We start from the raw sequence: 24,718 nt of genomic DNA, 5'->3' as shown, positions 1-24,718 counted from the left end.
TCCAAACAACAAGCAGCCTTCACAGGGTGGTCATGTATCCGAGACTATGATTTGGTTTTAGATACAGGCATTTCAAAACCATGGCTGATTATGCAAAGTTCCCGGCTTTTTATAGCAAGCAGCCGTTAACACTTTTTATTGAGCCGTCTAAACAAAAGGCCGTCTGAAATTTCAGACGGCCTCAATCATATCGGCATCAACAGCGGTTTATTTTGCTGCCTGATAGGCTTTATCTGCCTCTTCAAACTTCTCTTCCACTTGTTTCGGTGCTTTGCCGATCAGCGATACGGCAACCACGGCGATAAAGCAGGCGATGAAGCCGGGAACGATTTCATACAGGCTGCTGCCGGTTAACGGTTTCCATGCCACCACAACCAATGCTCCGGCAATCATACCGGCCAATGCTCCGGCGGCGGTCATGCGTTTCCAGAATACCGACAGAATCACTACGGGGCCGAAGGCAGCGCCGAAGCCCGCCCAAGCATAAGATACCAATCCCAACACTCTGCTTTCGGGGTCTGCGGCGATAATGATGGCAATCACAGCCACGGCCAACACCATCAGGCGGCCTACCCAAACCAACTCTTTTTGCGGTGCATCGGGGCGCAAAAAGCCTTTGTAGAAGTCTTCGGTAATCGCGCTGGAACATACCAACAGTTGGCAAGACAGCGTGGACATCACGGCGGCAAGAATGGCGGAAAGAATCACGCCGGCAATCCACGGGTTGAACAGAATGGTGGTCAAGGCAATAAAGATGCGCTCGTTGTTGCCGCCCATGGCCGCTACTTGATCGGGATGGCCGCCGAAGTAAGCGATGCCGAAATAGCCGACGGCACAGGCTCCGGCCAAACACAGAATCATCCACGTCATGCCGATGCGGCGGGCGGACACCAGCGATTTCACGTTTTCGGCCGCCATAAAACGCGCCAGAATGTGCGGCTGGCCGAAATAGCCCAAGCCCCATGCGGCGGTGGAAATAATGCCCATCAGCGTGGTGCCCGCGAGCAGGCTCCCGTATTCTTTGCCGGTTGAAGCGGCAACGCCTTGGATAGCGGCATTCATTTCATCGGCTCCGCCCAACGCCAAATAAACCATAATCGGCGTGAGAATCAGGGCGAAAATCATCAAGGTTGCCTGAATCGTATCCGTCCAGCTCACGGCCAAGAAGCCGCCGATAAAGGTGTAGGCAATGGTTGCGCCCGCGCCCAGCCACATGGCTTGAGTGTAGGTAACGTCAAACAGGCTTTGGAACAGACGTGCGCCGGCCACGATGCCCGAAGCGCAATAGATGGTGAAGAAAAACAGAATGATGGCGGCGGAAATCACTTTCATTGCCGCACCTTTGCTGCCGAAGCGGTGGAAAAAATAATCGGGCAACGTTAAGGCATTGTTGTTGTATTCGGTGTGGACGCGCAGCCTGCCCGCCACCAAACGCCAGTTGAAATAAGCGCCGACTGTCAGGCCGATGGCGATCCATGCTTCGCTCAAACCGCTGGCGTAAACCGCACCGGGCAAGCCCATCAACAGCCAGCCCGACATGTCGGAAGCACCTGCCGACATCGCGGTAACAAAGCTGCCCAAACTGCGGCCGCCGAGAATATAGTCGTCGAAACTGCGGGTGGAATAATATGCCGCCATACCGATCAGCAATACTGCAATCAGGTATATCCCGAAGGTAACGTACATCGGATTAAAATTGCCCATATAAACCTCGATTTCTAAATGGAAAAGCCGCATGAAAACGCGACGCTTTTATTTCTTTTCTGCTGCCGGTTCCGTTGAAAACCTGCATCGGCATTTAACCGCAGGGCTTGATTTAAGTCAAGATTCGTTAATCTGCGTTGATTTTGCCTGACAAACGGCGCTCAAACGGGCAATGTGCCGTCTGAAAAAACCGTTTCAGACGGCACTCGAACAAAGCATGTCCCCGCTCAAAGCCCAATCGGGCCGTCTGAACGGTAACGCCCCTAATTTGAATGCCAACTGTTATAATAGCCGCCTTAAAAAACACATCAAGGCAGCATGATTATGATGGTACATCCGCAGTTCAGCCCCGAACTGATCAGCTTCGGCCCGCTGGCAATCCGCTGGTATGCGCTCAGCTATATTCTCGCATTCGTTCTGTTTATCTGGCTCGGCAGACGGCGCATCAGCCAAGGCAACACCGTTTTTACCAAAGAAATGCTCGACGATTTGCTGACTTACGGCGTATTGGGCGTGATTCTCGGCGGGCGGTTGGGCTATGTGCTGTTCTACAAGTTTTCACACTACATGCAAAACCCCGGCGATATTTTGAAAGTGTGGGAAGGCGGTATGTCGTTCCACGGCGGTTTTTTGGGCGTGTTGGTTGCCATGTGGCTGTTCGGGCGCAAACGCAACATCGGTTTTTGGCGCGTGGCTGATTTCGTTGCCCCGCTGGTGCCGCTGGGCTTGGCATCCGGCCGTATCGGCAACTTTATCAACGGCGAACTGTGGGGTCGCGTTACCGACATCAACGCTTTCTGGGCCATGGGTTTTCCGCAGGCCCGCCACGAAGATGCCTCCGCTGCCGCACACAACCCGCAATGGGCAGAATGGTTGGCGCAATACGGTATGCTGCCGCGGCATCCTTCTCAGCTTTACCAATTCGCGCTCGAAGGCATCAGCCTGTTTGTGATTGTGTGGCTGTTTTCTAAAAAGCCGCGCCCGGTCGGTCAAACATCTATGGTGTTTCTCGCAGGCTACGGCATCTTCCGCTTTATCGCCGAATATGCCCGCCAACCCGACGACTATCTCGGCCTGCTGAGTTTGGGTTTGTCTATGGGGCAATGGTTGAGCGTACCGATGATTGTGCTCGGCATTATCGGCTTTATCTGTTTCGGCAAGCGCAACGAACCTTTAAAATAACCGGCGCTTGCCATCCGTATGACAGGCCGTCTGAACGCTCCAGCCGTTTCAGACGGCCTTATGAAAGTTAAACCATCATGCTTTTAATGATCGACAACTACGACAGCTTTACCTACAACATCGTCCAATACTTCGCCGAACTCGGCCAAGAAGTGGTGGTGCGCCGCAACGACGACATCACATTAGAAGAAATCGCCGCCCTCAAACCGCAATACCTTGTTATCGGCCCCGGCCCCTGTTCGCCCAAAGAAGCAGGCATTTCGGTAGCCGCCATGCAGCATTTTGCCGGCAAACTGCCGATTATGGGCATCTGCCTCGGCCATCAAACCATGGGCGAAGCGTTCGGCGGCAACGTGGTGCGTGCCAAAACGCTGATGCACGGCAAAGTATCGCCCGTGCACCACCACAGCCGCGGCATGTTCAAAGAGCTGCCCAATCCCGTAACCTGCACCCGCTACCACAGCTTGGTTATCGACCGCGATACGTTGCCCGACTGCTTGGAAGTGACATCGTGGACGGAAGACGGCGAAATCATGGGCGTGCGCCACAAGCATTTTCCCATCGAAGGCGTGCAGTTTCATCCCGAAGCCCTGCTCACCGAACACGGGCACGAAATGCTCGATAATTTCTTAAAAGAATTTGCCGACTTTCAGACGGCCTGATTACATATACCAAAGGCCGTCTGAAACCGTTCAGACGGCCTTCACGAAAACTTATCCGTTTAAAGGCAACACCCCGATGATTACCCCGCAGCAAGCCATTGCCCGCCTTATCGACAATAACGAACTCTTTTACGACGAAATGACCGACCTGATGCGCCAGATTATGAGCGGTCAGGTTCCGTCCGAACAGATTGCCGCCATTCTTACCGGCCTGCGCATCAAAGTGGAAACCGTGTCCGAAATCAGCGCCGCCGCCGCCGTCATGCGCGAATTTGCCACCCCCGTGCCCGTGCAGGACAACACCCATCTGGTCGATATCGTCGGTACCGGCGGCGACGGCGCGCAAACATTCAATATATCCAGCACCGCCATGTTTGTGGCCGCAGCCGCCGGAGCCAAATTAGCCAAACACGGCGGCCGTTCGGTGTCGTCTTCCAGCGGCGCGGCAGACGTTATGGAACAAATGGGCGCAAGCCTTAACCTTTCTCCCGAACAAGTCGGCGGCAGCATCGACAATATCGGCATCGGCTTTATGTTCGCCCCCAACCACCACAGTGCCATGCGCTACGTTGCCCCTGTGCGCCGTTCATTGGGCTTCCGCAGCATCTTCAACATTTTAGGCCCGCTTACCAACCCCGCAGGCGCACCCAACCAGCTTTTGGGCGTGTTTCATATCGACTTGTGCGGCATTCTCTCGCGCGTGCTGCAACAACTCGGCTCGCGCCACGTTTTAGTGGTCAACGGCAGCGACGGCCTCGATGAAATCACCATTACCGGCGCCACCCGCGTGGCCGAGCTGCATAACGGCCGCATCAGCGAATACGACATCACGCCCGACCAATTCGGCCTGCCCGTTTACGCCAACCTCGACGACATCCGCGTAGCCGACAGCACCGAATCGCTCGCCATGATGAACCGCGTGTTGGCAGGCGAAACCGGAGCCGCGCGCGACATCGTATTGCTCAATGCCGCCGCCTGCCTGTATGCGGGCGATATCGTACCTTCGCTGCAAGAAGGCGTGGCCGCCGCCGCCCAAGCCATCGATTCGGGCAAAGCCAAAGCCAAACAGCAGGCATTTATCGACTATACCCGGCAGGCAGCGGCGGAGCAGAACGCATAAACTTGACCATCTGCACATCCGCCGTTATCCGTTAAAACCGCCCCCATCCATAAGGCCGTCTGAAAACATGCACTACTTCAGCATCCACACGCAACAAGGCGAACATCTGGGCTTTTTCATTATGCTGCCCGACGATGAATCCGGGCAGCCGCCTTCAAGCGGCCGCTTTGCCGTGAAGGCACAAAGCGAAACCGCACCGCAAGACGCCGCCGCCGCACGCGCCATTGCCTTTTACGAAGAATGCGGAAAGCCGCTCTACTGGAAAACAGAAAAAGACCATGTGGTTTTATTCGACGACGAATCCCTTATCGGCCGCCTCCGCAACGAATATCTCAGCATCGGCGGGCAAACGCTGGTGCTCAACGATCTGACAGGAACGATCTAAATGGAAAGCATCTTTATCCTGATACCCATCAGCATTATTTTGGCTTTTCTGATTGCTTATTTTTTCTGGTGGTCCGGCAAAAACGGGCAGTTTGATGACTTGGAAGGCCCTGCCCACCGCATCATCATGGATGACGACGACACCGCCGCACAAAACGAAACCGGCAATAGCGAAAACCGAGAAAAGCCCGAAAATGAGCCTGAAAGATAACCTGAATTTTTCAACCGGCCGCCGTTTCGCGCCACTTTTCGGCACACAGTTTTTAGGCGCGTTTAACGACAACTTGTTTAAAACCGCATTGTTTGTGATGATCAGCTTCTACGGTCTGGGCCAAAACACCGTGCTGCCGGCCAGCCAAATGCTCAATCTCGGCGCGCTGCTGTTCATTCTGCCTTACTTTCTGTTTTCGGCCGTATCCGGACAACTGAGCACCAAATTCGATAAAGCCAAACTGGCACGGGTAATCAAATTACTCGAAATTCTGGTGATGACGGCGGCAGCCTACGGTTTTTATATCCAATCGGCTCCGTTGCTGCTGTTCTGCCTGTTTTGCATGGGCACCCAATCCACCTTGTTCGGCCCCCTGAAATACGCCATCCTGCCCGACTATCTCAACAACAAAGAACTGATTATGGGCAACAGCCTGATCGAATCGGGCACGTTTATCGCCATTTTGTTCGGCCAGATTCTCGGCACCGCCGTGGCGGGCATTCCGCCCCATTTCGTCGGCATGATGGTGATGGCCGTTGCCATAGCAGGCACTGCCGCCAGCCTGTTTATGCCGTCTGTCGCTGCCAAAGACCCAACCACACGCATCGAACCCAATATCGCCAAAGGCACTTGGGTGCTGTTGAAAGAAACATTCGCACAGCGCGAACTTTACACAGCCATTATCGGCATTTCATGGTTTTGGTTTGTCGGCGCGGTTTATACCACCCAGCTGCCTACCTTCACGCAAATCCATCTCGGCGGCAACGACAACGTATTCAACCTGATGCTGGCCCTGTTTTCGATAGGCATCGCCGCCGGTTCGATCATGTGCGCCAAAGTCAGCCACCAACGCCTGCATCTGGGGCTGGTCGCCATAGGCGGCGCGGGCTTAACCGTTAGCGGGCTGCTGTTGGTATGGCTGACTTACGGCCAACGTTTTGAACAGCTTCAAGGCATCGGCTGGTTTTTGTCTCAAGCCAACGCCTATCCGGTTATCCTTACCATGATCGCCATCGGTTTCTTCGGCGGCTTTTTCTCCGTGCCGCTCTACACTTGGCTGCAAACCGCCAGCAGCGAAACCTTCCGCGCCCATGCCATTGCCGCCAACAATATCGTTAACGGTATGTTTATGGTAACGGCAGCACTGTTGAGCGCATTACTGCTGTTTGCCTTCGACAGCATTACCCTGCTTTATCTCGTGGTAGCACTGGGCAACATACCGCTGGTTGCCTACCTGCTCAAACTCGAACCGCGTTTTTGGCAGGATTTGAAACACTATTTCCGTATCAACTGATTACCAAACACATGAGGCCGTCTGAACAGTTTCAGACGGCCTCACACTTTATTTTCACCAAAGCGGCATCACATACGCTTCAAAGATTTACCCTTCACACCATCCGCCCAAATCAAATCTATACCGTATAATGGCGGCAACATAACACCACGAAAAGGAAAAAACCATGCGCTGGCAAGGCAGAAAGCAAAGCTCAAACGTAGAAGACCGCCGCGGGCGTTCCGGCCGTATCGGCGGCAAAGGCACGGGTATCATCGGCATCATCATCTTATTGGTAGGCGCTTACTACGGCGTGGATTTATCCGGCTTGGTCGGCACACCCTCGCCTACGCAAATCACTCAGCCGCAAACCAAATTAGACAGCAAACTCGAAGCCCAACTCAACGAACTTTCGCGCGTGGTACTGGCCGACACCGAAACCGTATGGAGCAACTATTTCGCCAAAAACGGCAGCCGCTACACACCGACCACACTGGTGCTCTACACCGCCGGCACGCAAACCGCCTGCGGCACCGGCCAAGCAGCGATGGGGCCGTTTTACTGTCCTGCCGACCGTAAAGTCTATATCGACTTATCGTTTTATGAAGACATGCGTAAAAAACTCGGTGCATCCGGCGATGCTGCCTTCTCTTATGTAATCGCCCACGAAGTCGGCCACCATGTACAAAACCTGCTCGGCATCTTGCCCCAAGTCAACCAAATGCAGCAGGCGGCAAACTCCAAAGCACAAGCCAATGCACTTTCCGTCAAGCTGGAATTGCAGGCCGACTGCTTTGCCGGCATTTGGGCGCATTACGCCGTCAACCAAAACCTGTTTGAAGAAGGCGACATCGAAGAAGCCGTCAACGCCGCCGAAGCCGTGGGCGACGACCGCCTGCAAAAACGTTCACAAGGTTATGTGGTGCACGACAGCTTTACCCACGGCTCGTCGGCCGAACGCATGGCTTGGTTCAAACGCGGCCTAAACAGCGGCGACGTGAACCAATGCAATACCTTTGCCGCAAGATAACCGCAGCACACCCCGCTCAATAAAGCATTTTCACCATCCGCTCCCTATCTTAGGCAGATAGTGCAAATAACAGGACACAGAAGCCGATACTTCTGCCCGTGATTTATTTGCAATATCTGCCTAATTTACAATTGCTATACTTGCAATGCGAACCGTTTTTATTTATATTCTCAACCACCCCTATAATAAAACTCAATCTCATTACGAATAACGGAACAAGGAGCACGAAAATGTTTGTATGTATCTGCAATGCCATTACAGACCGCCAAATTCAAGAAACCGTTGCCGCCGGTGCTTCCAGCTTGAGCGACCTGCAAGCCCAACTGGGTGTCGCAACCTGCTGCGGCTGTTGCAGCGAATTGGCTTCTTCCTTCCTCACCGGCAGCAACACTTCCAGCACCAGCACCATGACCGCCGGTATCAACGTACAAAGCTAAGTCATCGTTCACCATTTATAAAGCACACAGGCCGTCTGAAACCTTTCAGACGGCCTGTGTGCTTTATATGAACTTAAAAACACCACCCCAACTTGTTGCACAATCCGCCACACTCACCGGCATAAATCAAGGCCGTTGGTTGCCACTTTTACCGCCTTGGTACTACAATCCGCCCCATTCGATTCATCTTCAGCAAAGAAAGGAGCACATCATGATGATTTACCACACAATCTGCTCAATCACTCTTTGCAGCACCGGCGTATAAGCGCGCACCTCTTTTTTCTGTGTCGCCCGCGTTCGGGCTGCTTTCCTGATTATTCGCGTCAACCCATGAAACACAGACTTCATGCGGTTTGCGCCTGCACGAAAGTATATTATGGGCACACTTATTTCCCACCCTGATTCCATCGTGATTGCCGATTCCGACACTTGGATAGAAGGCAACGCGGTTCAACAACTCCACACCACCGCCACGTTGCCGCACATGCTCCGTGTAGCCAGCATGCCGGATTTACACGCCGGACGCGGTTATCCGGTAGGCGCGGCTTTTTTCAGCCGCAATCACTTTTACCCCGCCTTAATCGGCAACGACATCGGCTGCGGCATGGCTTTTTGGCAAACCGATCTGACCGCCCACAAAGCCAAACCCGAGAAACTCGCCAAACAGCTCGGCAATATCGACATGCCGCTCGATGAAAACTGGCACGAACACATCCGCGAATTGCTGCCCGCCCACCCGTTTCAGACGGCCTTAGGCACCATCGGCGGCGGCAACCATTTTGCCGAACTGCAAGCCGTTGACGACATTTACCGCGCCGACCTGCTGCCCGCTGCGTTTGACAAAACCAAACTACAACTCTTGGTACACAGCGGTTCCCGCGGCTTGGGTCAACACATTCTCAGCCGCCACGTTCAGCAATTCGGGCATCAAGGCTTAGATGCCGGCTCTGAAGCGGCGGCAGACTATTTACACGCACATCAAGATGCTTTGGATTTCGCCCACGCTAACCGACGCCTGATTGCAGAAAGAATGCTGCACAACTGGCGCAGCGAAGGCTCTTGCCTGCTGGATGTGCACCACAACTTTCTCGAAGAAGCCGACATCGGCGGCGTGCACGGCTGGCTGCACCGCAAAGGCGCGACACCGGCCGACCGCGGCTTGGTAGTCATTCCCGGTTCGCGCGGCGACTTCAGCTATCTGGTTTTACCCGCCGAAGATTGCAGCCTGTCGCTCAATTCGCTGGCACACGGATCCGGACGGAAATGGCTGCGTACGGAATGCCGCGGCCGTTTATCGCACAAATATTCCGCCGACTCATTGCGCCGCACCGCCTTCGGCAGCATCGTCGTATGCCGAGATAAAACGTTGATTTACGAAGAAGCACCGCAGGCATACAAAAACGTTGACAGCGTGGTCAATGCTTTGCTGAACGCGGGCTTGATCACCATCGTGGCGCGGTTTAAACCGGTGCTGACCTACAAAACATCAGGCGCTTGCGGCGCATAGGAACAAGACATGAACACAGTTTTATTACACATCTCCACCGCACAAGGCCCGGCGGAATGCCAGATATTCGCCCGTTTTGTTGTGCGGCATTTGATACGGGAAGCCAAGTCGCAAGGCATTGCCGCCGCTGTTCAGACGGCCTCCGAAAGCAAATACGGCATGATTTCGGCCACGGTCAAACTCAACGGCGCGGCGGCAGAAACGTGGTCGCAGCGCTGGCTGGGAACGCTGCAATGGATATGCAGCAGCCCCGTCCGCAAACAGCATTTGCGTAAAAACTGGTACATCGGCATCTTCCGCCTGCCCGACGAGGATTTACCCGAGTACGGCGACGGCGAAATCGTTTTTCAAACCTGCCGCGCGGGCGGCAAAGGCGGCCAGCACGTCAACAAAACCGAAAGTGCGGTGCGTGCAACTCACACGCCAAGCGGCATTTCCGTGCGGGTGGAAAGCGAGCGCAGCCAGCACGCCAATAAAAAACGGGCGTTGGCATTGCTGTCGGAAAAACTGGCCGAAGCGCACAGCACCCGGGCAGAAGCCTATGCGCGTCAAAAACATGTACAGCTTTATCAGGTGGAGCGCGGCAATCCGGTGAAGGTGTTTGAAGGTTTGTCATTTCGGGAACGGAAAATGCCGTAACGCAACGCAGCTTCACAGCTTGAGGCCGTCTGAAAACCAGCTTCGCGAGTTTAGCCAAAACCTGCCGAACGAAAATCCGCGTGCCTAGAGCCGGATTGCCTAGCCGCCCGCAAGCGGTGTTCGTATGTTTTTGAATCGTATGTTTTTGAAAAGCACACAGGCCGTCTGAAATATTTTCAGACGACCTGTTTTCATTTCTGCACCAATAACTTAACCGCCAACTTAACCGCGCGGATGGTGTTCCTGCACAATACTTTTCAACCGTTCGTTGGCAACATGGGTGTAAATTTGGGTAGTGCTGATGTCGGCGTGGCCGAGCAGAAGTTGTACCACGCGCAGGTCGGCGCCGTGATTGACGAGATGGGTGGCGAAGGCGTGGCGCAGTCCGTGCGGGCTAAGGTGTTCGATACCGGCTTCTTGGGCGTATTTTTCAACAATCATCCAAGCGAGCTGGCGGCTGATGCCGGTGCGTTTCTGGCTGACGAACAATTCGTCGCAGGCTTTGTTTTTCAGCAGCAGCGGGCGGGCTTCGGCGAGGTAGCGTTTTATCCAGTAAGCGGCTTCTTCGCCGAGCGGCACGATGCGCTGTTTGTTGCCTTTGCCGATGGTGTTGATGATGCCTTTGTGCAGATTGGCTTCGCCGATTTTGAGTTTTACCGCTTCGCTGACGCGCAGGCCGGTGGCGTAGATGAGTTCCAACAGGGCTTTATCGCGCAGGCCGTGTGCGCTTTCGGTGTCGGGCGCATTCAGCAGCGCGTCGATTTGTGTTTCGGTAATCAGCTTGGGCAGGGTTTTGGGCTGTTTGGGCGTGGTGAGGTGGCGGGTGGGATTATCGCTGCGCCGTTCGGTTTCGAGCAGCCAAGCGTAAAGGCGTTTGCAGGCGGAAAGAGCGCGGGCTTGCGAACGGGTTTTCTCGTCGGGATGGTAAATGGCAGCGGATAAATCGCTGCTTTGTGCGTTTTGCCAGTTAAGACCGTGTTCGGCCAAGCGCGCGGCGACTTTTTGCAGGTCGCGCCGGTAGCCGTCGAGCGTGTTTTGGCTGAGACGGTCGTTCAGCCAAAGGTGTTCGAGCAGGCGGTCGATATAGGTATCGGGATGGTGTTCAGACGGCATCGCAAGGGTTTTCTTAAAGAACGGCCATAACAACAATAAAGGCGAACACCAGCGCAATCGCGGCCAAAATGCCGATCATCACGACTTTGGCGGTTCGGGCTTTGGCCTCGGCCAAACGCGCCTCGGCTTGCAGTTTGGCGGTTTCCGCCTTGTTTTTTTCAATGTCCCATTCCGTCGGGCGGGTTTGCGGGGCTTTGTCGGAGGTTTCGTGCATGTTGGTTTCCTTGCGGGAAAAGGGTTTTCAGACGGCCTTAACAGCAAAATAAACTTATTTTTGATACAAGGCAGCAAGTCGAAGACAGTATGAGTAATACGGCAAGACGCAGCAACGCCGTAGCAGAAATAAAGTTTATTTGCTGTTTATTTCAATGCCTTCATGTTGCAGCAGCCAACGCTTAATCGCCAGCGCGTCGCCTTCTCCGCTGGAAAATCCGCCCAAGCCTTGTTTGGCGACGACGCGGTGGCACGGTACCACTAAGGCCAACGGGTTTTTGCCGCATGCGCCGCCGACTGTGCGGGGATGGCTGCCGATTTTGCGGGCGATGTCTTGGTACGTGAGCACTTCTCCGGCGGGGATTTCGGCAATCGCCTGCCAAACCTTCTGCTGGAACGCCGTGCCTTGCGTGGAAATCGGGTGATGAAAGTTTTTCAGACGGCCTGAGAAGTAGTCGTCCAGTTTCTTTTTCCATGCTTCGGGCAAGGGGTAAGGCGCATATTCGGGGCGGCCGTACAGATTCAGTTCGACGAGGTTTTCTTCTGCATCGAAGATTAAGGTGATGTCGCCGAACGGGGCGGAATAAAGACAAGGATAGTTCATGGTTTGAGGCCGTCTGAAAAATTATGGCTGCACATGCACACATGCCGCCAGCTTGGCTTCGGCTTGCGGCCATTCTGCACGGATCATGCTGTACATCACGGTATCGCGCACGCTGCCGTCGCGCCGGGCTTGGTGGCCGCGCAAAACGCCGTCTTTTTTCGCGCCCAAGCGTTCGATGGCTTGCTGCGAACGGGTGTTCAGAATATCGGTGCGCCAACCCACGGTTTGTACGGCCAGCGTTTCAAAGGCATGGCGCAACAGCAGGTATTTGCAGGTGGTGTTCACATGGCTGCGCCAGTAGCTGCGGGCATACCAGGTATAGCCGATTTCCAAACGCGCGGCGGCGGGGACGATATCGTGATAGCTGGTGCTGCCGATCACTTTGCCGCTGCGCTCGTCAATCACGGCGAAGGCCAAGCGGTTGGGCATGTTTAAGGCCGTCTGAATATAGGCGGCGGTATTGTGCGGCTCGGGCACGGAGGCAAACACCAGCTGCCACAGTTCGCCGTCGGCCGCGGCTTCGCGCAAACCTTCTTCGTGCTGCATACCCAACGGCTCCAAGCGGATGCCGTTTAAGCTGAGGGTAATCGGTTGCGGCGTGTTCATGATTCCACCTTTTTTCAGACGGCCTTACTGACGGTTTCCAACACTTCCTGCGCGTGCCCCGCTACTTTGACTTTGCGCCATTCGTGCTCGATTCCGCCTTGTTTGTTGAGCACGAAGGTGCTGCGTTCGATACCGAGCGATTCTTTGCCGTAGAGTTTTTTCAGCTTGATTACGTCAAACAGCTTGCACACGGTTTCGTCTTTGTCGCTGAGCAGTTCGAATTGGAAGCCTTGTTTGGCGCAAAAGTTCTGATGCGATTTCACGCCGTCGCGCGAGATGCCGACCACGGTGTAGCCGAGGGCTTTGAATTGGCCTAAGCGGGCGTTGAAATCCAAGCCTTCGGTGGTGCAGCCGGGCGTGCTGTCTTTGGGGTAGAAATAAACCACCAGCGGCAGGTGTTCGTCGGATACGAAATCGCGCTCGGCGGAAGATGGCAGGGTAAAGCTGTATTGCGGCATGTCGTTCTCTTTCTCAATCGGTTTTCAGACGGCCTTTATCTTATACCATTCTGCGCTTACCCCAAAGGCCGTCTGAAAATTCCGGCACGGCTTTACGCAGGCTTCCTTTATAATGGCGGAACTTTGTCAATAAAGGAAAACCGAAATGGGTGTTTTACACAGTTTGCTGGGCATGGCGGTGCTGGTGGCGATTGCGGTGCTGCTTTCCACCAACCGCCGGGCCATCAATATCCGCACGGTGGCGGGTGCGTTTCTGATTCAGGTGGCCTTGGGCGCATTGGTGCTGTATGTGCCGTGGGGGCGCGACGGCCTGCTGGCGGTATCGGAAGCCGTAAGCAAAGTAATCGCATACGGCAACAACGGCTTGGGCTTTTTATTCGGCGGGCTGGTGTCGGACAAAATGTTTGAAGTGTTCGGCGGCGGCGGTTTTGTGTTTGCCTTGCGCGTATTGCCGCTGATTGTGTTTTTCTCGGCATTGATGGCGGTGCTGTACTACATCGGCGTGATGCAGATGCTGATTAAATTTATCGGCGGTTTCCTGCAAAAAATGCTCGGCACGTCCAAAGCCGAATCCATGTCGGCGGCGGCCAATATTTTTGTGGGCCAAACCGAAGCCCCGCTGGTGGTGCGCCCCTATATCAGCAAAATGACCGAATCGGAACTGTTTGCAGTGATGAGCGGCGGCTTGGCATCGGTGGCCGGCTCGGTGTTGGCCGGTTATTCGCAAATGGGCGTGCCGCTTCCTTATCTGATTGCCGCTTCGTTTATGGCCGCGCCGGGCGGTTTGCTGTTTGCCAAACTGCTCATTCCGGAAACGGAAAAAACGCAAAACGAATTGGAAGTAATGGCGCAAAGCGATGAAGAAAAACCCACAAACGTGATAGACGCAGCGGCAGGCGGTGCCGTTACCGGTGCGCAAATTGCCATCGCGGTAGGTGCTTCGCTGCTCGCTTTCGTGGCTTTGATTGCGCTGATTAACGGCATTATCGGCGGGGTAGCGGGCTGGTTCGGCCACGGCGACCTTACCCTGCAAGCCATTCTCGGCTGGCTGTTCTCTCCTTTGGCTTGGGTTATCGGCGTACCGTGGAGCGAAGCCGGCGTGGCAGGTTCGCTTATCGGCCAAAAAATCGTTGTTAACGAATTTGTTGCCTATTCCGAATTTGTCAATTACCTGAAGCCCGAATCGGCCGTTCAGCTCAGCGACATGACCAAAGCCATTATTTCTTTTGCCCTGTGCGGTTTTGCCAACTTGGGTTCGATTGCCGTATTGGTGGGCGGTTTGAGCATTATGGCACCCAACCGCCGCAAAGACGTCGCCCGCTTGGGTTTGAAAGCCGTAGTGGCCGGCTCGCTGTCCAACCTGATGAGCGCGGTGATTGCCGGACTGTTTATCAGCTTATCCGGCGCTGCCATTTTGTCTTGAGCACACACTTCCCAAATTAAAGTGAAAATTGGGTAAAGGCCGTCTGAAAGGTTTCAGACGGCCTGTTTACAACCTTTCCCGCACAAACGCCTTAATCCGTTTTGCATCGGAATATTCTTCATTCAGCTTAACGCCTGCCGTATTTGTCGGCCAGTTGGCGCAATGCTTCGGCCAGCTCGGGGTGGTGTGCCAACCGTTCGGCTGTATCTTTAAACCCCTCAATCGCCGCATCGCTTAACACCAGCCGGTTTTCCCGTGCCGCTTCCGCCTGCTTAGGCACAATCTTCACGCGCACTTCCCGAATGTCGGCAACAATCTCCTGAAGCTGCGGCAACAGCCCCGGAGCAATCATGCGCAAACGCGACAACGCCATATTGTTATCGGCAAGCAAAATCAGCACCCCGTCTTCCACACAGGCCGTCTGAAAATGCGGCCGCAGATTGGCCGGCATAATCTGCTTGACCTGCCTGTCGAGCTTGCGCCATTGTTGCGACTGTTTGATCAAAGCCGCCAGCCTGCTGTCTTTTTTGCCGATTTTTTCCAAATCCATGTTAAGTCAACCGCCCGAGTGTTGTTTTCATTCAGTAAAGAAAAGTTGAAATTCAGTCAAACTGCCGCCATTTCAAACGGCATTGTAACCCTGCCAAACGGCTTGTGTTAAAATTCAGATTTAATTTATTTGCATCTTAAATTTACATACCCGCGGAACGATTCAGCCGCTCCGTCACAGGAAATTCCATGCTTACCAACTTAGCCAAAAAAGTGTTTGGCAGCCGCAACGACCGTCTGCTCAAACAATATCGCAAAACAGTAGCCAAAATCAATGCGTTGGAACCCCAACTGAAAGAACTCAGCGACGAAGCCCTCAAAGCCAAAACACCCGAATTCAAAGAGCGCTTAAACAAAGGCGAAAGCCTGAACAGCATTCTGCCCGAAGCATTCGCCGTATGCCGCGAAGCCAGCCGCCGCGTGCTGGGTATGCGCCACTTCGATGTCCAGCTGATCGGCGGTATGGTGCTGCACGACGGCAAAATTGCCGAGATGCGCACCGGCGAAGGCAAAACTTTGGTTGCAACCTTAGCCGTATATCTCAACGCACTTACCGGCAAAGGCGTTCATGTGGTTACCGTCAATGATTACCTCGCCTCGCGCGATGCCGGCATTATGGAACCGCTTTATAATTTCTTGGGCTTGAGCGTCGGCGTGATTGTGAGCGACATGCAGCCCTTCTTCCGCCAAACCGCCTACAACGCCGACATTACCTACGGCACCAACAACGAATTCGGTTTCGACTACCTGCGCGACAACATGGTTACCGACCAATACGACAAAGTTCAGCGCGAGCTGTCTTTTGCCGTTGTGGACGAAGTAGACTCCATTTTGATCGACGAAGCCCGTACCCCGCTGATTATCTCAGGCCAAGCCGACGACAACGTGCAGCTGTATCAAGTTATGGATCAGGTTCCGGCCCGACTCATCCGCCAAGAAACCGAAGAAGGCGCGGGAGATTACTGGGTAGATGAAAAAGCCCATTCGGTTATTTTGAGCGAAGCAGGCCACGAACATGCCGAGCAAATTCTGTCTGAAATAGGGTTGCTCCAAGAAGGCGATTCACTCTACTCTGCCGGCAACATCATGCTGATGCACCACCTGATGGCGGCATTGCGTGCACATGCCTTGTTCCATAAAGACCAGCACTACGTTATTCAAGACGGCGAAATCGTTATTGTCGACGAATTTACAGGCCGTCTGATGTCCGGCCGCCGTTGGTCGGAAGGTTTGCACCAAGCGGTGGAAGCCAAAGAAGGCGTAGAAATCAAACGTGAAAACCAAACGCTTGCCTCCATCACTTTCCAAAACTATTTCCGCCTGTATCAAAAACTTGCAGGCATGACCGGCACGGCCGACACCGAAGCCTTCGAATTCCAAAGCATCTACGGCTTAGAAACCGTTATCATCCCCACCAACCGTCCGACGCAGCGAAAAGACTTCAACGACCAAATTTTCCGCACCGCCGAAGAAAAATACGAAGCCGTTATCAAAGACATCCAAGCCTGCTTCGATAAAGGCCAACCCGTGCTCGTCGGCACCACCAGCATTGAAAACTCAGAATTGGTATCTGCTTTACTCAACAAAGCCGGGTTGCCGCATAACGTATTGAACGCCAAAGAACACGAACGCGAAGCCTTAATCGTTGCCCAAGCCGGTAAGCCGAGCATGATTACCGTTGCCACCAATATGGCAGGCCGAGGCACCGACATCGTTCTGGGCGGTAACGTCAAACATCAAAGCGACGCCATCCGTGCCGACGAAAGCCTGAGCGAAGAAGAAAAACAAGCCCGTATCAGCAAACTGGAAAACAGCTGGGAAGCCGAGCACAACAAAGTATTGGCAGCGGGCGGGCTGCATATTATCGGCACAGAGCGCCACGAAAGCCGTCGCATCGACAACCAATTGCGCGGTCGTGCCGGCCGTCAGGGCGACCCCGGTTCCAGCCGTTTCTATCTTTCTTTCGAAGACCCCTTGCTGCGCCTATTTGCCCTTGACCGCGCAGCCGCCCTTCTTAACCGCTTAGCCCCCGAGCGCGGCGTAGCCATCGAACACAGCATGCTGACCCGCCAAATCGAAGGCGCACAGCGCAAAGTAGAAGGCCGCAACTTCGATATGCGCAAACAAGTATTGGAATACGATGATGTTGCCAACGACCAGCGTAAAGTCATCTACCATTACCGCAATGCAATCCTTACCAATAAAGATGTCGGCGAACTCGCGCAATCCATCCGCGAAGAAGTATTAAGCAGCTTGGTAGACAGCTACATGCCGCCCGATACCATGGAAGAAGAATGGGACATTCCGGCACTGGAATCACAACTGGCGAGCGAATTCCGTTTAAATGCCGACATTCAAGGCTGGCTCAAAGAAAACAATACCTTGGACAACCAAGATATTAAAGAGCGTCTGATCGCCCAAGCGGAAAAAGAGTATGCAGACAAATCGGAGCTGGTAGGCAAACAAAACATGAACAACTTCGAGCGGAATGTATTGCTGCAAGTTATCGACAACAACTGGCGCGAGCATCTCGCCGCTATGGATTACCTGCGGCAAGGCATTCATTTGCGCAGTTATGCCCAGAAAAACCCCAAACAGGAATACAAGCGCGAAGCCTTCATCATGTTTGAGCAACTGTGGAACGGCATCAAACAAAATGTTGCATCTTTGCTAACGGCAGTTCAAATCGAACAAAGCGATGATATTGTCGCCGATACCGAACCCAAAGAGCCTGCGTTTATGCAAGCCACCCACTCCGGCGCACCGTCGATGGAAGACGTGCTAGGCGAATCGCGCGATGATTTGGCAACAGAGGCATTCGACCCCACAGGCAATGATTACAGCCCCGAAGTGCTTGCTCAACAAGGCAGAATCATCCACCGCAATGATTTATGCCCCTGCGGAAGCGGCAAAAAATATAAACAATGCCATGGGAAATTAAACTAATATTAATAGACTCAAAGCCTGCTTTTGGAAAGCAGGCTTTTTATTTGCATTTATATACCCGCCCGGCCGAAAACATAAAAACATCAAAATAACTGCTATATAGCCAATCAAACAGTTTTTGCAGTTGCATACTGCCGACACATTGAGTTATCTATATGATATATATTAGTTTATATCTACCACCTATTTTGAAATTCTTTCCCCTTCCGATACCCCTTCAAACTCGAAAATCTTATTTCCCATTTAGAAACAAATCATTACAACTTCATGAAATTAAAACATTTTAACCTATTAAAAATACATTTTGCATTTATATGCATAAATGATATATTTACAGCATAACAAACTCACTTACATTAAGTTCTATTACAGAAAGGTTTTTATGCCTCACCATATCCGCTTGGCAATCTTGGCTTTGCTATACCATGTTTCAGTTCCGGCTTTTGCACAACCTGCTGAACACCCTAAAGATGCAGCTAATGGATACTTCCCGGGCATGTTAATCGTTGAAAATAATTTTGTACGTCTTCAAGATTGCACAAGACGCCAACATTATTCCTTACTGCCATACAAAAAATACGGCTATGAAGCCATGGCCGAACTCATCAGTATAAGAAAAAATACCCCATCCAAAACACCTGTATATGTTGCTTTGAAAGGCGAAATCGAATACGCTAAAGACAACACACCCACCGATACTTTTTTAGTTTCGGGTATAGACACTGTTAAAGTCGGCGAAAATTGCTACATCGATCCTGTTCCTGTCAAATCCGATCATACACACAAAACTTTGTCGGCAAGCAGACTTGAATCCGATTTAGAAACCACCGAATCTAATGCAACAGTAACCAACATCAACACAGATAATCAGAAAGCTCGCGCTATTCCTGAGCATACTGATGACCTGCCAGCCCAGCCTGAAACCGTAGTAACCCAGCCCGAAACCGTGGTTAACCAACCCAAAACCGTAGTGACCCAGCCTGAAACTGTGGTAACCCAACCTGAAACCGTAGTCACCCAGCCTGAAACCGTGGTGACTCAACCTGAAACCGTGGTGACTCAACCTGAAACCGTGGTGACTCAACCTGAAACCGTGGTAACCCAGCCTGAAACCGTGGTAACCCAGCCTGAAACTGTGGTTAACCAACCTGAAACCACTTTAACCGAAGATACTGCTTTTCAAAATACATCCGAAATTACTCAACCTGAAATCACAGCGGCAGAATCGGAAATAGAGTTTACAGAGCCGGTAACAAGCAATACCGAATTTACTCAAGATGCCGTACAAACTGTTGATAGCCATATAAACCGTTCTGCACCCATTGAAATGGAATCTGATAAAGAGCCTGAAGATAATGGATTCCCTATCATGAAAGAACCGGTTTCATCGGGTATTCCTTTACCTTCTGCAATCAGAATGCCTGTTAAAACCGAAAACAATTTATCCGAAGCCGGTGATAAAGAACAGGTTGAAGAACAAGAATCCGATTCAAAGGAAAATCCTGTAGATATTTCTGCCGCCGTTGCAACAAACCTTTATAGTTGATCAATTTAAATTCTGCTACCGCGTTGCTGCGCCTTTACCGTATTGGAAATTAAGTTGATTGGCTGTATTCTTAAATTTAAATAATCAAGGGCGTGTGGCCGGTAAACCGGCCACACGCCCTTGATTATTTAATTAAAGTGGATCTACTCTCAATTTAACCTAAACTTCAGCAGGAAAATATAATTTTTTCAATCGATCAACTTAACATCAAATCTATTTTCAGACGGCCTTTTATGCTCTTGTTGAGAACCGGTTAAAAATAATCTGCCCGCTGATTACTTCGCCCGAACACCGCTTCACGGGCATTTCTGATGCACAATCGGTTAAATGTAGCTCTTTGCTGTTGATTGTTTTCGATAACCGTCATATCCAATTCTGAAGGCTTGGGAACATGGTCTGCAAAATTATCTCTCAACGCTTTCCAACGTGCACGTTGGAGATGAACAATCGCAAACATGTCTGAGGCTATACTCACGCCTATGCTGAACTGCGCCTGAGAGACCTGAGCGCAAAATCCCGTATCGGCAAACAGGCAGCAATCCGACTCTTTTGTGTAGCAATATAATTCTATTTTTACCGCCCCAGGGTCTGCAAACAAGGCAGCAAACAGGCGTTCAAACAAAGAAGGCTGCATCACACCTTCACTCAGCATACCGTATAGGTTTGCCAACCATCGGGTATAGCTGTTTGGTGTAAATTCAAAAGCAGTTAAGATTTTTTCCAAGCGCGGTTGCTGCCTTTGTTCGATTAATCCGACGAATTCCGAGCTGACCTCCGGAAGCTGACTCAGAACAGATTGGTGCAGGCCGTGTACAAACGAGGTATTGTGATTGTAAGGATTTCTGAAAATACCCAATAATTTCAATCTTAAAATACGCCACATCGATTCAGGTACGTTCTGACTGCCGGTGCGTATGGTTCTCAAAGTATTGGTGGCCTCTTCATAGCCGCTTTCATGGCGGCTGAACCAGCTTTCCAAGTTGTATTGGCTGCCGCCGCTGCCTTCTACAAAAGATAAGGTGTAAAGATTGTTTACTTCCAGATTGTTTTCAATGTTCACGCTCTCCGCCTTGCCCTTATAAGGTTTGTGAAAAAGCGAAAGCGGCAGCCGGTATACGTTTTGATTTTGAGGGTTTACATCGCGGTTGAAAGCATGTTGACGCTGTTCGGTTTGCGCAATGAAATGGTGGCCTTTGGTTACATTTGCGGTGAGCAAAGCATAAGGCTTTTCTTCGCACAAAGGTGGTTCGCAATCACTAAGAATAAAAGCTCGTTTCATATTTTCAGACGGCCCGGCTGACAGAGTTTTTATCATAACCATGTTAGGCGGGTATTTACAAGCCTGCCCGCATGAATGCAGTTTTCAACAAAACAGCCCTGCGCATGCAGGGCTGTCGGGCAATTTCATGTGTGCTTATTTCAAGCCGCTCAAATGTGCCGTATCTTGGGCAATCATCAGCTCTTCGTTGGTCGGAATAACCACTGCCAAGGCTTTGCTGTCGGAAGTAGTAATCACGCCTGCGTTACCGAAGCGGGCTTTTTCATTGCCTTGAACATCTTCGGTCAAGCCCAAGAAGCCTAAGTAAGCCAATACTTTGCTGCGGATCAGATCAGAATTTTCACCGATACCGCCGGTAAACACCAAAGCATCCAAACCGCCGGCCGCCACCGCCATTGAAGCAACATATTTGGCCAAGCGGTAAGAGAATACTTCCAAAGCCAATTTGGCACCTTCGTGGCCTTTGGCGGCTTCTTCTTCAATAGTACGGCAGTCGTTAGAAAGTTCGGAAATACCCAACAAACCTGATTTTTTATTCAGCATGTCGGTGATTTGGGTAATGCTCATATTGGCATTTTCTGCCAAGAAAGAGAATACGCTCGGATCCACATCGCCGCTGCGCGTACCCATTACCAAACCTTCCAACGGAGTCAAGCCCATGCTGGTATCTTGGCATTGGCCGTTGGCAACGGCAGCAATCGACGCACCGTTACCCAAGTGGGCAATCACCATACGCAGGTTATTTTTGTCTTTACCCAAGAAGCGTGCGGCTTCATCGGCTACAAAACGGTAGCTGGTGCCGTGAAAACCGTAGCGGCGCAGACCGTATTTGCGGTACAACTCGCGCGGTACGGCATAAGTGTAGGCATGTTCGGGAATGCTTTGGTGGAAAGCGGTATCAAACACGGCAACGTTTGTCAGGCCTTTGAAAATATTTTGCGCGGCGCGGATGCCCAACAGGTTTGCGGGGTTGTGCAAAGGAGCAAGGGGAATACATTTCTCAATGCCGTCAACCACTTCTTCGGTAATCACGATGGATTCGCTATACAGCTCGCCACCGCTGACAACGCGGTGTCCGACTGCTGCGATACGGCTGTCGAGGCCGTGTTTTTTCAATTCTTCCATCAAGGCTTCTACCGCGCCGGTATGGTCGGGGTTGGCAGTCAATTCGACTTTATGCTTTTCGCCGTTCACTTTGAAAGTGATATAGGCATCGGGCAGATTCAACTTTTCTGCCAAGCAGCTTAACAATACATCGCCGCTGTCGTTATCCAAAACGGCACCTTTCAATGAAGAGCTGCCGCAGTTCAATACTAGAATCAGTTTTTCAGACATAAAATTACTCCTGTTTTTTACACGGTATGCCGCCGTTTTTGCAAATGGGGATCTGATTGAATTTTAAGGAGCGCGTATTCTATCAAAATTTAACCCTAACCAAACAGTTTCTTTCAAAGGCCGTCTGAAAAAATGTTTTCAGACGGCCTTTGCTGCTTGGTCAGATAGGCCATCTGCCGATTAGTGGCTGTGTTTGCCGCCATGACCGTGATGGTGGTGATGCCCTGCTCCGGGTGTGTTTTTTACTTCCACTTCTACGGTTTTCGGCTTGGCTTTTTTGAATTTGAGGGTCAGCGGAAATTTTTCCCCTTCTTTCAGCGGGCGTTTCAAGCCCATAAACATAATGTGGTAGCTACCGGGTTTAAGCTCGACTTCGCGCCCTTTAGGCAGCGGAATCCCGCCTTTCACTTCGCGCATACGCATCACGCCGTTGTCGTTCATGTGGGTATGCACTTCGATGCGCTCCGACACGGGGCTGGAAGCGCCGATTAAAGTATCATCGGTTCCGGTTTCGTTTTTAATGTCCATAAACGCACCGCCCATGGTCATGCCTTCCACGGTAGCCCGCGCCCAAGCGTCATCCACGTCGATGCCGCCCGCCAGCGCAGTTTGACACAGGCCGGAAAGCACTAAAACGCCTAACCATTTTTTCATGTTTGCTCCTTCATGTTTGTGCATTAAATAAGTTTTTTCCCATATAGATTAAAAAAGATTCAACCCGTATTCGCGCCAAACCGCCATAAGCCATAAAACGGCCAACAACAGCAAAGCAAGCATTTGCGCTGCCGAACCGGCATCTTTGGCACGTTTCGCCAGCTCGTGGCGGGCGGTTGACGTATGATCGACCGCCGCTTCGATGGCGGTATTGAACAGCTCGACAATCAGCGATATGAACGACGCGATAATCAGCATCATACGGGTTGACGGCCCGAAATCGAGCACAACCGCCAACGCAATCAGCAGCCCGTTGAGCCATACGAGCTGGCGGAATGCGCTTTCATAACGATAGGCGGCACGCAGTCCGTCTTTGGAATATCCGGCGGCGTTGATGATGCGGCGGATACCTTTTTTGCCTTTCTTTTGGCGTGCATAGTTTTCGTTCGACATAATGTTTTACCCTGTTAACGCCATGATCCACAACACGGCCAAAGCCGCCAAAGTGGTGTATTGCGCGGCAGAACCTACATCTTTGGCTTTCTTCGCCAACTCGTGCATTTCTTCGGAAGTATGGTCAACCGCCGCTTCCAAACCGGTGTTAATCAATTCCACCACTACCGAAACGGCCGACACCAACACCAATATCATTTTTACCGGCAACGTAAAGTCTGCAAAAAACAGCCACGCCATTAAAGCACCGTGTATCCATAATAATTGGCGGAATCCCTGTTCGCTGCATGCCGCGCGGATGCCGTCGGCCGAATAAGCCAAAGCGTTCAGGATTCGCCGAATGCCGCGGCCGCCCTTCATAGATGCGGCATAGGTTTTCGGTTTGTCGTTCATGTTTTCAGACGGCCTCAGACCATTCGGCCACGGCATCGGCAAACATAGCGGCCACATCAAAACCTTTCTGTTTCATGATTTCCTGAAAACCGGTGGGGCTGGTTACGTTGACTTCGGTCAGATATTCGCCGATCACATCCAAACCGGCCAGCAAAATACCCCGGCGTTTCAACTCGGGTGCAAGGGTTTCGGCGATTTCACGGTCGCGGGCCGACAGTTCCTGTGCCACACCGCGCCCGCCGGCAGCCAGATTGCCGCGCGTTTCGCCCTGCTGCGGAATCCGCGCCAGCGCAAACGGCACCACTTGGCCGCCGATCACCAGCACGCGTTTGTCACCGTGCACGATTTCGGGGATATAACGCTGCGCCATAATCGTGCGCGTATCAAGCTGCATCAGGGTTTCGAGAATGCTGCCGATATTGGGGTCGGCTTCGGTTAAGCGGAAAATGCCCATGCCGCCCATGCCGTCGAGCGGTTTCACGATGATGTCGCCATGCTCTTTCAAAAAGGCGCGCACATCGGCGGAGCGGGTCGATACTAAAGTAGGCGCGGTAAAACGGCTGAAATTCAGAATCGCCAGCTTTTCGTTGAAATCGCGCATGGCCTGCCCGCTGTTAAACACTTTCGCACCTTGCTGTTCGGCCAATGTGAGCAACTGGGTAGCGTAGAGGTATTGCATGTCGAACGGCGGATCGGTGCGCATAATCACGGCATCAAAGTCTTTTAAGGCCGTCTGAACTTTATCGGCGGCTTTAAACCATTGTTTATCATCATCATGATCTAACCCAACAAATTCAAACGCCGCAGCCTGAGCCGTTACCACGCCGTTTTTAACCGCCAATTCGCTGCTCAAGGTGTGTGAAAGCTTCCACCTCCGCGCGGCCATTTCGCGCATCATCACATAGGTGGTGTCTTTATAAGTTTTAAAAGTCGCCATCGGGTCGGCGATAAACAAAATGTTCATGGACTTTCCTTATCATATCAACGGCTTCATCAT

At 52.1% G+C, this 24,718-nt stretch carries 26 protein-coding genes; 13 read left to right on the top strand and 13 right to left on the bottom strand.

The features are described from left to right. Nucleotides 1-207: 207 nt before the first annotated feature. Nucleotides 208-1,704, bottom strand: a complete 1,497-nt coding sequence (gene putP, locus LVJ88_RS03610) for a sodium/proline symporter PutP (protein ID WP_054598969.1) — start codon at nucleotides 1,702-1,704, stop codon at nucleotides 208-210. Between the two features lie 324 nt (nucleotides 1,705-2,028). Between putP and lgt the strand changes: the two genes are divergently transcribed. From lgt to prfH, 10 genes are all read left to right on the top strand, one after another. After that, the gene (gene lgt, locus LVJ88_RS03605; RefSeq protein WP_085418648.1) at nucleotides 2,029-2,886 is read left to right on the top strand and encodes a prolipoprotein diacylglyceryl transferase; all 858 of its coding nucleotides are present in this window, start codon (nucleotides 2,029-2,031) and stop codon (nucleotides 2,884-2,886) included. 77 nt (nucleotides 2,887-2,963) lie between these two features. Then, on the top strand, nucleotides 2,964-3,548 hold the full coding sequence (locus LVJ88_RS03600) for an aminodeoxychorismate/anthranilate synthase component II (protein WP_054598927.1): 585 nt from the start codon (nucleotides 2,964-2,966) through the stop codon (nucleotides 3,546-3,548). A 76-nt stretch (nucleotides 3,549-3,624) separates the two neighbouring features. Further along, nucleotides 3,625-4,668: an anthranilate phosphoribosyltransferase gene (gene trpD, locus LVJ88_RS03595; RefSeq protein WP_054598926.1), complete on the top strand. Its 1,044-nt coding sequence runs from the start codon at nucleotides 3,625-3,627 to the stop codon at nucleotides 4,666-4,668. Nucleotides 4,669-4,735: 67 nt separating this feature from the next. Then, the gene (locus LVJ88_RS03590; protein WP_054598925.1) at nucleotides 4,736-5,053 is read left to right on the top strand and encodes an HLGFF motif protein; all 318 of its coding nucleotides are present in this window, start codon (nucleotides 4,736-4,738) and stop codon (nucleotides 5,051-5,053) included. Continuing rightward, nucleotides 5,054-5,263, top strand: coding sequence for a cbb3-type cytochrome oxidase assembly protein CcoS (gene ccoS / locus LVJ88_RS03585; RefSeq protein WP_054598924.1), 210 nt, complete (start codon nucleotides 5,054-5,056; stop codon nucleotides 5,261-5,263). Next, nucleotides 5,247-6,557, top strand: coding sequence for an MFS transporter (locus tag LVJ88_RS03580; protein ID WP_085418649.1), 1,311 nt, complete (start codon nucleotides 5,247-5,249; stop codon nucleotides 6,555-6,557). Before ccoS ends, LVJ88_RS03580 begins: the two co-directional genes overlap by 17 nt. 166 nt (nucleotides 6,558-6,723) lie before the next feature. Further along, a complete protein-coding gene (ypfJ, locus tag LVJ88_RS03575; RefSeq protein ID WP_085356246.1) occupies nucleotides 6,724-7,566 on the top strand; it encodes a KPN_02809 family neutral zinc metallopeptidase in 843 nt (280 codons plus the stop codon). A 230-nt stretch (nucleotides 7,567-7,796) separates the two neighbouring features. Further along, nucleotides 7,797-8,003, top strand: coding sequence for a (2Fe-2S)-binding protein (locus LVJ88_RS03570; protein WP_085356245.1), 207 nt, complete (start codon nucleotides 7,797-7,799; stop codon nucleotides 8,001-8,003). 376 nt (nucleotides 8,004-8,379) lie between these two features. After that, nucleotides 8,380-9,510: an RNA ligase RtcB family protein gene (locus tag LVJ88_RS03565; protein ID WP_085418650.1), complete on the top strand. Its 1,131-nt coding sequence runs from the start codon at nucleotides 8,380-8,382 to the stop codon at nucleotides 9,508-9,510. Nucleotides 9,511-9,519: 9 nt separating this feature from the next. Next, the gene (gene prfH / locus LVJ88_RS03560; protein ID WP_085418651.1) at nucleotides 9,520-10,149 is read left to right on the top strand and encodes a peptide chain release factor H; all 630 of its coding nucleotides are present in this window, start codon (nucleotides 9,520-9,522) and stop codon (nucleotides 10,147-10,149) included. Between the two features lie 222 nt (nucleotides 10,150-10,371). Here prfH and xerD read toward each other — a convergent pair whose 3' ends face one another. The 5 genes from xerD to LVJ88_RS03535 all read right to left on the bottom strand — a co-directional run bounded on the left by xerD (nucleotide 10,372) and on the right by LVJ88_RS03535 (nucleotide 13,143). Then, nucleotides 10,372-11,262: a site-specific tyrosine recombinase XerD gene (gene xerD, locus LVJ88_RS03555; protein WP_085418652.1), complete on the bottom strand. Its 891-nt coding sequence runs from the start codon at nucleotides 11,260-11,262 to the stop codon at nucleotides 10,372-10,374. A gap of 13 nt (nucleotides 11,263-11,275) precedes the next feature. Beyond that, entirely contained in the window at nucleotides 11,276-11,476 is a 201-nt protein-coding gene (locus LVJ88_RS03550) for a hypothetical protein (protein ID WP_085418653.1), read from the bottom strand. Nucleotides 11,477-11,611: 135 nt separating this feature from the next. Beyond that, nucleotides 11,612-12,079, bottom strand: a complete 468-nt coding sequence (locus LVJ88_RS03545) for a methylated-DNA--[protein]-cysteine S-methyltransferase (protein WP_085418654.1) — start codon at nucleotides 12,077-12,079, stop codon at nucleotides 11,612-11,614. Nucleotides 12,080-12,100: 21 nt separating this feature from the next. Then, the gene (locus LVJ88_RS03540) at nucleotides 12,101-12,685 is read right to left on the bottom strand and encodes a GNAT family N-acetyltransferase (RefSeq protein WP_085356239.1); all 585 of its coding nucleotides are present in this window, start codon (nucleotides 12,683-12,685) and stop codon (nucleotides 12,101-12,103) included. Between the two features lie 14 nt (nucleotides 12,686-12,699). Then, the gene (locus LVJ88_RS03535) at nucleotides 12,700-13,143 is read right to left on the bottom strand and encodes a peroxiredoxin (protein ID WP_085418655.1); all 444 of its coding nucleotides are present in this window, start codon (nucleotides 13,141-13,143) and stop codon (nucleotides 12,700-12,702) included. A 145-nt stretch (nucleotides 13,144-13,288) separates the two neighbouring features. On the opposite strand from LVJ88_RS03535, the gene LVJ88_RS03530 reads away from it, so the two are divergent. Next, nucleotides 13,289-14,566: a NupC/NupG family nucleoside CNT transporter gene (locus tag LVJ88_RS03530; RefSeq protein WP_054598915.1), complete on the top strand. Its 1,278-nt coding sequence runs from the start codon at nucleotides 13,289-13,291 to the stop codon at nucleotides 14,564-14,566. 127 nt (nucleotides 14,567-14,693) lie between these two features. On the opposite strand, the gene LVJ88_RS03525 is transcribed toward LVJ88_RS03530, so the two are convergent. After that, nucleotides 14,694-15,116 carry a DciA family protein gene (locus LVJ88_RS03525; RefSeq protein WP_085418656.1) on the bottom strand — a complete coding sequence of 141 codons (423 nt, stop codon included), beginning with the start codon at nucleotides 15,114-15,116 and terminating at the stop codon, nucleotides 14,694-14,696. Nucleotides 15,117-15,304: 188 nt separating this feature from the next. Here LVJ88_RS03525 and secA point away from each other — a divergent pair, with 188 nt between their 5' ends. Next, on the top strand, nucleotides 15,305-18,061 hold the full coding sequence (gene secA / locus LVJ88_RS03520; RefSeq protein WP_054598913.1) for a preprotein translocase subunit SecA: 2,757 nt from the start codon (nucleotides 15,305-15,307) through the stop codon (nucleotides 18,059-18,061). Nucleotides 18,062-18,443: 382 nt separating this feature from the next. After that, nucleotides 18,444-19,607: a hypothetical protein gene (locus LVJ88_RS03515; protein ID WP_085418657.1), complete on the top strand. Its 1,164-nt coding sequence runs from the start codon at nucleotides 18,444-18,446 to the stop codon at nucleotides 19,605-19,607. Nucleotides 19,608-19,860: 253 nt separating this feature from the next. On the opposite strand, the gene LVJ88_RS03510 is transcribed toward LVJ88_RS03515, so the two are convergent. The 6 genes from LVJ88_RS03510 to gshB form a co-directional block, all read right to left on the bottom strand. Beyond that, the gene (locus LVJ88_RS03510) at nucleotides 19,861-20,886 is read right to left on the bottom strand and encodes a hypothetical protein (RefSeq protein WP_085418259.1); all 1,026 of its coding nucleotides are present in this window, start codon (nucleotides 20,884-20,886) and stop codon (nucleotides 19,861-19,863) included. 135 nt (nucleotides 20,887-21,021) lie between these two features. Next, the gene (locus tag LVJ88_RS03505; RefSeq protein ID WP_085418217.1) at nucleotides 21,022-22,221 is read right to left on the bottom strand and encodes an acetate kinase; all 1,200 of its coding nucleotides are present in this window, start codon (nucleotides 22,219-22,221) and stop codon (nucleotides 21,022-21,024) included. A gap of 180 nt (nucleotides 22,222-22,401) precedes the next feature. After that, nucleotides 22,402-22,875, bottom strand: a complete 474-nt coding sequence (locus LVJ88_RS03500; protein ID WP_054598910.1) for a copper chaperone PCu(A)C — start codon at nucleotides 22,873-22,875, stop codon at nucleotides 22,402-22,404. Nucleotides 22,876-22,923: 48 nt separating this feature from the next. Further along, the gene (locus LVJ88_RS03495) at nucleotides 22,924-23,328 is read right to left on the bottom strand and encodes a diacylglycerol kinase (RefSeq protein ID WP_085418218.1); all 405 of its coding nucleotides are present in this window, start codon (nucleotides 23,326-23,328) and stop codon (nucleotides 22,924-22,926) included. Nucleotides 23,329-23,334: 6 nt separating this feature from the next. Next, on the bottom strand, nucleotides 23,335-23,757 hold the full coding sequence (locus LVJ88_RS03490; RefSeq protein WP_231718088.1) for a diacylglycerol kinase: 423 nt from the start codon (nucleotides 23,755-23,757) through the stop codon (nucleotides 23,335-23,337). Then, nucleotides 23,726-24,685 (bottom strand): glutathione synthase, encoded by a 960-nt coding sequence (gene gshB, locus LVJ88_RS03485; protein WP_085418219.1) that lies wholly within the window; start codon nucleotides 24,683-24,685, stop codon nucleotides 23,726-23,728. Before gshB ends, LVJ88_RS03490 begins: the two co-directional genes overlap by 32 nt. Nucleotides 24,686-24,718: the final 33 nt, after the last annotated feature.

This window comes from Neisseria dumasiana, assembly GCF_022870885.1.
GTDB lineage: Bacteria > Pseudomonadota > Gammaproteobacteria > Burkholderiales > Neisseriaceae > Neisseria > Neisseria dumasiana.
This window is presented reverse-complemented; position numbering and strand designations above follow the sequence as displayed.

What these genes read in the sequence shown, in the direction of transcription:
- LVJ88_RS03550 (WP_085418653.1), bottom strand. Translation starts at nt 11,476, where the DNA reads ATGCACGAAACCTCCGACAAAGCCCCGCAAACCCGCCCGACGGAATGG.
- ccoS (WP_054598924.1), top strand. Translation starts at nt 5,054, where the DNA reads ATGGAAAGCATCTTTATCCTGATACCCATCAGCATTATTTTGGCTTTT.
- LVJ88_RS03580 (WP_085418649.1), top strand. Translation starts at nt 5,247, where the DNA reads ATGAGCCTGAAAGATAACCTGAATTTTTCAACCGGCCGCCGTTTCGCG.
- LVJ88_RS03510 (WP_085418259.1), bottom strand. Translation starts at nt 20,886, where the DNA reads ATGAAACGAGCTTTTATTCTTAGTGATTGCGAACCACCTTTGTGCGAA.
- prfH (WP_085418651.1), top strand. Translation starts at nt 9,520, where the DNA reads ATGAACACAGTTTTATTACACATCTCCACCGCACAAGGCCCGGCGGAA.
- ypfJ (WP_085356246.1), top strand. Translation starts at nt 6,724, where the DNA reads ATGCGCTGGCAAGGCAGAAAGCAAAGCTCAAACGTAGAAGACCGCCGC.
- trpD (WP_054598926.1), top strand. Translation starts at nt 3,625, where the DNA reads ATGATTACCCCGCAGCAAGCCATTGCCCGCCTTATCGACAATAACGAA.
- lgt (WP_085418648.1), top strand. Translation starts at nt 2,029, where the DNA reads ATGATGGTACATCCGCAGTTCAGCCCCGAACTGATCAGCTTCGGCCCG.
- LVJ88_RS03590 (WP_054598925.1), top strand. Translation starts at nt 4,736, where the DNA reads ATGCACTACTTCAGCATCCACACGCAACAAGGCGAACATCTGGGCTTT.
- putP (WP_054598969.1), bottom strand. Translation starts at nt 1,704, where the DNA reads ATGGGCAATTTTAATCCGATGTACGTTACCTTCGGGATATACCTGATT.
- LVJ88_RS03515 (WP_085418657.1), top strand. Translation starts at nt 18,444, where the DNA reads ATGCCTCACCATATCCGCTTGGCAATCTTGGCTTTGCTATACCATGTT.
- LVJ88_RS03500 (WP_054598910.1), bottom strand. Translation starts at nt 22,875, where the DNA reads ATGAAAAAATGGTTAGGCGTTTTAGTGCTTTCCGGCCTGTGTCAAACT.
- gshB (WP_085418219.1), bottom strand. Translation starts at nt 24,685, where the DNA reads ATGAACATTTTGTTTATCGCCGACCCGATGGCGACTTTTAAAACTTAT.
- LVJ88_RS03600 (WP_054598927.1), top strand. Translation starts at nt 2,964, where the DNA reads ATGCTTTTAATGATCGACAACTACGACAGCTTTACCTACAACATCGTC.
- LVJ88_RS03490 (WP_231718088.1), bottom strand. Translation starts at nt 23,757, where the DNA reads ATGCCGTGGCCGAATGGTCTGAGGCCGTCTGAAAACATGAACGACAAA.
- LVJ88_RS03570 (WP_085356245.1), top strand. Translation starts at nt 7,797, where the DNA reads ATGTTTGTATGTATCTGCAATGCCATTACAGACCGCCAAATTCAAGAA.
- secA (WP_054598913.1), top strand. Translation starts at nt 15,305, where the DNA reads ATGCTTACCAACTTAGCCAAAAAAGTGTTTGGCAGCCGCAACGACCGT.
- LVJ88_RS03540 (WP_085356239.1), bottom strand. Translation starts at nt 12,685, where the DNA reads ATGAACACGCCGCAACCGATTACCCTCAGCTTAAACGGCATCCGCTTG.
- LVJ88_RS03530 (WP_054598915.1), top strand. Translation starts at nt 13,289, where the DNA reads ATGGGTGTTTTACACAGTTTGCTGGGCATGGCGGTGCTGGTGGCGATT.
- LVJ88_RS03505 (WP_085418217.1), bottom strand. Translation starts at nt 22,221, where the DNA reads ATGTCTGAAAAACTGATTCTAGTATTGAACTGCGGCAGCTCTTCATTG.
- xerD (WP_085418652.1), bottom strand. Translation starts at nt 11,262, where the DNA reads ATGCCGTCTGAACACCATCCCGATACCTATATCGACCGCCTGCTCGAA.
- LVJ88_RS03565 (WP_085418650.1), top strand. Translation starts at nt 8,380, where the DNA reads ATGGGCACACTTATTTCCCACCCTGATTCCATCGTGATTGCCGATTCC.
- LVJ88_RS03545 (WP_085418654.1), bottom strand. Translation starts at nt 12,079, where the DNA reads ATGAACTATCCTTGTCTTTATTCCGCCCCGTTCGGCGACATCACCTTA.
- LVJ88_RS03495 (WP_085418218.1), bottom strand. Translation starts at nt 23,328, where the DNA reads ATGTCGAACGAAAACTATGCACGCCAAAAGAAAGGCAAAAAAGGTATC.
- LVJ88_RS03535 (WP_085418655.1), bottom strand. Translation starts at nt 13,143, where the DNA reads ATGCCGCAATACAGCTTTACCCTGCCATCTTCCGCCGAGCGCGATTTC.
- LVJ88_RS03525 (WP_085418656.1), bottom strand. Translation starts at nt 15,116, where the DNA reads ATGGATTTGGAAAAAATCGGCAAAAAAGACAGCAGGCTGGCGGCTTTG.